The 4014-nt window shown below is 67.8% G+C and carries 5 protein-coding genes; 2 read left to right on the top strand and 3 right to left on the bottom strand.

Going from position 1 to position 4014, the window contains the following annotated elements; translation table 11 throughout:
• Positions 1-75 precede the first annotated feature (75 nt).
• Together FKP22_RS23255 and FKP22_RS23250 are read left to right on the top strand one after the other, a co-directional pair.
• Complete coding sequence (locus FKP22_RS23255) at positions 76-963, top strand: HDOD domain-containing protein (RefSeq protein WP_141290051.1); 888 nt, start codon at positions 76-78, stop codon at positions 961-963.
• A gap of 242 nt (positions 964-1205) precedes the next feature.
• Entirely contained in the window at positions 1206-2291 is a 1086-nt protein-coding gene (locus FKP22_RS23250) for a hypothetical protein (RefSeq protein WP_141290050.1), read from the top strand.
• Between the two features lie 84 nt (positions 2292-2375).
• Here the strand turns inward: FKP22_RS23250 and minE are convergent, their stop codons facing one another.
• The 3 genes from minE to minC form a co-directional block, all read right to left on the bottom strand.
• Positions 2376-2636 (bottom strand): cell division topological specificity factor MinE, encoded by a 261-nt coding sequence (gene minE, locus FKP22_RS23245; protein ID WP_141290049.1) that lies wholly within the window; start codon positions 2634-2636, stop codon positions 2376-2378.
• A gap of 5 nt (positions 2637-2641) precedes the next feature.
• Entirely contained in the window at positions 2642-3457 is an 816-nt protein-coding gene (gene minD, locus FKP22_RS23240) for a septum site-determining protein MinD (protein WP_141290048.1), read from the bottom strand.
• A 157-nt stretch (positions 3458-3614) separates the two neighbouring features.
• A partial coding sequence (minC, locus tag FKP22_RS23235) for a septum site-determining protein MinC (RefSeq protein ID WP_141290047.1) occupies positions 3615-4014 on the bottom strand: 400 nt, incomplete at its 5' end.

Raw genomic sequence — 4014 nt, 5'->3', positions numbered from 1 at the left:
CGCCCCGACCCGGCTTGATTCGGCCGCGCGCCGGCCGATAAGACTGGCAGTTGTCACCTGCCAGACGTGTCGCCCATGCCTTTGATCGCGTCCCCGCTTTCTGCCCGATCCCAAGCCGTTGCACTGGAGCTGGACAAGGCCCGCGCCAGCGGCCCGCTGAAAACCATCCAGATCCCGCCCTGCCCGGCCCTGCTCAGCGAGCTGCGCCTGGCGCTGTCACAGCCCGAGCCCGACCTGCAGGCCGTGGCCCGCATCGCCAGCAGCGATGTGGCCATGGCCGCGGTGTTGCTGAAAGCCGCCAACAGCCCCGCCTTCTCGACCGGCCAGCCGGTGCACACGGTGGGCCAGGCACTCTACCGGCTGGGGCTGGACCAGTCGGCCGCGCAGATGACGGCCTTCCTGCTGCGCAGCGCGCTGCCCGTCAGGGCGCCGCAGCTGCAGCGCTTCTGGGAACGCTCCGGAAAACGCGCCAGCGCGATGGCCTTCATCGCCCGGCAGTTGCCCGGCATGTCGGAGGACCTGGCGCAAACCTATGGCCTGTTCTGCCACGTCGGCCTGCCGGTGATGCTGCAAAGCCTGCGCGGCTACGCCGGCACGATGACCGAGGCGGCAGCCCGCATCGACCGCTCCTGCATCGCCACCGAAAACGCCAACCACCGGACGGACCATGCCGTCGTCGGTGCGCTGGTGGCCCGCATCTGGCGCCTGGCGCCGGAAGTGATGGTGGCCCTGCGCCGCCACCACGACCTGGACATGCTGGGTGACCGCGAGACCGACCCCGAAGTCCACACCCTGGTCGCCGCCGGCCTGGTCGCCGAACACCTGATGCGCCGCCACGAAGCCCTGCCGCCGGACGCCGACTGGCAAGACCATCGAGGCCGGGCGATGAACTGGCTGCAGATCGACGAAGGCGACGTCGAGCACTGGGAAGACCTGCTCACAGGCGAGCTGGAAACGGCCTGAGCTTCAGCGCCGGGCGCTGCGTCGAGACGGCTGCGCCCGGCCGGCAACGGGCCGCCCCGGGGCGGCCATGCCAACCCGTTCGGCGGGTGGTGATGACACCCCAACCCGCAACCGTATGGGTCCATCCAGGGCCGCGGCAAGTTCTTCGGCCCCTAGGCTGACCTCGCGGCAAGGCCCGCAAAGGCATGGCTCTTGCGTAGGCCGCGCCGCCGGTGAAAACCACCGGTCAAGGGAGAAGACCAATGACGAACGGACTCGACGCCGCCGCGCTGCGGCGCGGCTTGCTGCTGGCCGCCACCTGGCCCGCGTTCACCTGCTCATCGGCCAACGCGGCCGCGCCGCCGCCGGATACCCCCGCGAAGGCCGCCTACGGGGTGCCCAGCACCCTCAGCCTGGCGGCGGCCATTGCGACCGCAGCGAACAACCCGCTGTGCAGCAACGGCCGGCTTGGCCCCTACTACTGGGAGATCGGCAATGCCGAGGGCGCGCTGGTGAGCGGCTCCACCGGGCCCGGCGCCGGCACGGTGATGAGCGTCGCCTCCGGCTCCAAGTGGCTGTACGTGGCCTACGTGTTCGAGAAGCTGAGCTCCACACACCCGCTGGACCCAGAAGCCGACCTGCCCTACCTGCACTTCACCAGCGGCTACACGCGGCTGGGCAACATGGTGTCTGCCGCCTTTTGTGGCCTGGGTGAGGTGATCACCGTGGATGACTGCCTGAACGCCACGCCCGTCACCGGCCAGCAGGACCCGGCCACCGTGGGCAAGTTCGACTACGACAGCGGCCACATGCAGAAGCACGCCAGCCTGCACGGTCTGGGTGCGGTGGACGGCCCCATGCTGAGCCAGACCGTGGGCCAGGCACTGGGCGTGAGCCTGAACTACGCCCAGCCGCTGGTGGCGGCCGGCGTGCACATCAGCGCCGCGCAGTACGCCGTGTTCCTGCGCAAGCTGCTCAAGGGCGAGCTGAACCTGGCGGCCAGCCTGGGCACCCATGCCGTGTGCACCAACCCAACCGACACCACGCACGGCTGCTCGCCGGATGCCTCGCTGCCCGCGCCCATTCCTGAAAGCGAGAGCTGGCACTACGCGCTGGGCCACTGGGTGGAGGACGACCCGGTGATGGGCGACGGCGCGTTCAGCAGCCCCGGCGCGCTGGGTTTCTACCCCTGGATCGACAGCGAGAAGCGCTTCTACGGCGTCATCTCCCGCCAACGCGATGGCGACGAGCAGGGCTTTGCCTCCGGCTATGAATCGGCCCAATGCGGACGACTGATCCGCCATGCCTTCGTCACGGGCCGCGAGCAGACCGGCACGCAGCCGGACTGAAGTGCCGCGGCGGGCGGATGCAGGCCCAGGGCAAGGTCGTCTCGGCGGACGCACTGCCGCCGGACGGCCGACGGGCAAGCCCACCTACTTGCGGTCAGGCAGCTCGATCTTGACTTCCAGCACTTCCAGGTTGTCCTGCCGTTCCAGCAGCACCTTGATGTCTTCCGGATTGATGGAAACGTACTTGGAAATCACCGCGACCAATTCACGCTGCAACGCTGGCAGGTAGTCGGGGGTGGCAGCGCTGCGGCCGCTGCGCTCGTGCGCGAGGATGATCTGCAGGCGCTCCTTGGCCACGCTGGCCGTGGCCTTCTTCTCGCCGAGCAGGAAAGACAGAAACGACATGCCGCTCACCTCCCGCCAAACATGCGCTTGAAGAAGCCGGGCTTGGCCGCGTCGACGAAGCGCATCGGCTTGTCTTCGCCCAGGAAGCGAGCGACCACGTCCTGGTAGGCCTCGGCCACATCGGTGCCCTTCAGGTGCACGGCAGGCAGGCCCTGGTTGGACGCGTCCAGCACGCTTTCCGACTCGGGGATCACGCCGATCAGCTCGATGCGCAGGATCTCCTGGATGTCTTCCAGCGACAGCATCTGCCCGCCGACCACGCGGCTGGGGTTGTAGCGGGTGATCAGCAGGTGTTCCTTGATCGGCTCCTTGCCTTCGATGGCCCGCTTGGTCTTGCTGGCCAGCATGCCCAGGATGCGGTCCGAGTCGCGCACCGAGGAGACTTCGGGGTTGGTCACCACCAGCGCCTCGTCGGCGAAGTGCATGGCCATCAGCGCGCCGGTCTCGATGCCGGCCGGCGAGTCGCAGACGATGTACTCGAAGTCCATGTCGGACAGTTCCTTGAGCACCCGCTCGACGCCGTCCTGCGTCAGCGCGTCCTTGTCGCGCGTCTGCGAAGCAGCCAGCACGAACAGGTTGTCGCACTGCTTGTCCTTGATCAGCGCCTGGCTGAGCTTGGCCTCGTTGTGGATCACGTTGATCAGGTCGTAGACCACGCGGCGTTCGCAGCCCATGATCAGGTCCAGGTTGCGCAGGCCGACGTCGAAGTCGATCACTGCCGTCTTGTGGCCGCGCAAGGCCAGGCCAGACGCAAAGCTGGCGCTGGTGGTGGTCTTGCCCACGCCGCCCTTGCCTGAAGTCACCACCACGATCTTGCTCATCTCAAACACATCCTTTGCAGTCAACCGGCGAGCCGCCAAGGCCGGCCGGATAAACGACAGAAATCGAAAAACTCAAGGAAACGCCGGGCCGCCCCAAGTTTCCTTGACCCCCTCGGGGGGCCTGACGCGAAGCGGCAGGTCTGGGGGCATTCATCACTCAGAACTTCAGCGGCTCGAACAATAGCTTGTCGCCGTCCAGCCGCACTTGCGAAGGCTTGCCCACCACGTCGGCCGGCAGCCCGTTTTCCAGCGTGCGCCAGGTGCCTGCAATCGACACCAGCTGCGGCTCCATCACCGCCGCGAAGATGCGCGCCGAGGTGTCGCCCTGGGCACCGGCCAGCGCACGGCCGCGCAACGGGGCGTAGACGTGGATGCTGCCGTCTGCAATCACTTCGGCACCGAAACTCACCACCGCCAGCACGATCAGGTCGCCCCCACGGGCATACACCTGCTGGCCGGATCGCAGCGGCTTGTCGATGATCAGCGTGCGGGCCGCTGCAGCAGGTGCGGCAGGCGCCGGTGCAGCAACGGTCTCGGCCGGCGTTTCAACCGCCAAC

Source organism: Ideonella azotifigens (assembly GCF_006519715.1).
GTDB lineage: Bacteria > Pseudomonadota > Gammaproteobacteria > Burkholderiales > Burkholderiaceae_C > Ideonella > Ideonella azotifigens.
Note: the sequence above shows the minus strand (reverse complement) of the source record. Positions and strands in the feature narration are given on the sequence as shown.

Bases quoted from the DNA above. Each gene is read 5' to 3' on its own strand.
- FKP22_RS23255 (WP_141290051.1), top strand. From the start codon at position 76: ATGCCTTTGATCGCGTCCCCGCTTTCTGCCCGATCCCAAGCCGTTGCA.
- FKP22_RS23250 (WP_141290050.1), top strand. From the start codon at position 1,206: ATGACGAACGGACTCGACGCCGCCGCGCTGCGGCGCGGCTTGCTGCTG.
- minE (WP_141290049.1), bottom strand. From the start codon at position 2,636: ATGTCGTTTCTGTCTTTCCTGCTCGGCGAGAAGAAGGCCACGGCCAGC.
- minD (WP_141290048.1), bottom strand. From the start codon at position 3,457: ATGAGCAAGATCGTGGTGGTGACTTCAGGCAAGGGCGGCGTGGGCAAG.